This is a genomic window from Streptomyces sp. NPDC001492 (genome assembly GCF_053597275.1).
Window position 1 is genome coordinate 1 of record NZ_JBSFHW010000118.1, and the last position, 1,536, is coordinate 1,536.

The window sequence follows — 1,536 nt, forward strand, 5'->3', positions numbered from 1 at the left end:
CTGGCCTTCCACATCGAGGGCCCGGTTGAAGCCGAGCGCATGCGAGCGGCCGGACAGGCCCTGCTTGACCGGTATCCCAACCTACGCACCGCGTTTGCGTACGACAGGTCTGGCGGCCTTGTCCAGGTAGTCAGCGAGGACGTGGAACTGCCATGGTCCGAGGTCGACCTGAGCGATCTCTCCGAAGGCGCCCGTAACAATGCGTTCGATCGGCTCCTCGCCGAGGACCATGCCGCGCACTTCGACCCGGCCACGCCTCCCATGTTGCGAATGACGCTTGTACGCATGGGAGAGGATCACTCTCAACTCGTGCTGACCGCGCATCATGTCCTCTTCGACGGTTGGTCGTTCCCGATCCTGATGCAGGACATTCTGCGTTTGTACGGGTCGGGGGGTGATGCGGCCGTGCTGCCGCGGGCGCGTGCCTACCGTGACTTCCTGGTCTGGCTTGACGAGCAGGACCAGGAGGTGGCGGCTCAGGCCTGGGCCAGGGAGCTCGACGGTCTGGAGGAGCCGACGCTGCTGGTTCCCGAGGCCGTCACCGACCAGGGGAGTTCGGGTATCGGGCAGGCGGGTGTACCGCTGTCGGCGTTGGATGCAAGGGCGCTGTCCCGGCGTGCCGCGGAGCTGGGTGTCACGGTCAACACGCTGGTGCAGGGTGCTTGGGCTGTGTTGCTGGGGCAGTTGACGGGCCGGTCGGACGTGGTGTTCGGTGCGACGGTCTCGGGTCGGCCGGCGGCGGTGCACGGGGTCGACGCGATGGTCGGCATGTTCATCAACACGCTTCCCGTCCGGGTGGAATGCTTGCCGGGTGAGTCGTTCGCCCAGCTCCTGGCCGGTCTCCAGAAGCGGCAGGCGGCCCTGCTGGACCATCACCACCACAGCCTGTCGGACATCCAGCAGGCCACGGGGTTCCAGGAACTCTTCGACACGCTCGTGGTCTTCCAGTCCTACCCGGTCGACCAGGTCGCCCTCGCCGAAGCCAACACGGCGGGCGGCATCTCCTTCACCGGCATCCGCCCGGCCTCCGGCACCCACTACCCGCTCACCGTGATGGTGGGGGCTGACCCGCACCTACAGGTGCACCTCCAGTACCAGCCGACCGCACTGGAACGGGAGACAGTTGAGACGATTGCCTCCCGCCTGGCGCGGGTGTTGCGGCAGGTGGTAGTGGATCCGCAGGTCCTGGTGGGCCGAGTCGATGTGCTGGACTCGGTGGAGCGTGACCGGCTGGTCGTGGTGAATGACACGTCGGTGCCGGTGGCGGGGGCTTCGGTGGTGGAGCTGTTTGCGCGTCAGGCGGGGTTGTCGGCGGATGTGGTGGCTGTGGTGTGCGACGGGCGGGAGCTGTCGTATGCGGAGTTGAATGAGCAGGCGAGCCGCTTGGCGAGGGTGCTGGTTGGCCGGGGTGTGGGCCGGGGGTCGGTGGTGGCGGTGTCCCTGCCGCGCTCGCCGGAGCTGGTGGTGGCTTTGTTGGCGGTGTGGAAGGCGGGGGCTGCGTATGTGCCGGTGGATCCGAGGTATCCGAGTGGGCGG

Annotated in this window: 1 protein-coding gene; it reads left to right on the forward strand. The window is 67.4% G+C overall.

The features are described from left to right. The coding region (locus ACWC1K_RS50655; protein WP_450841000.1) for a condensation domain-containing protein at positions 1-1,536 on the forward strand (1,536 nt) is incomplete at both ends.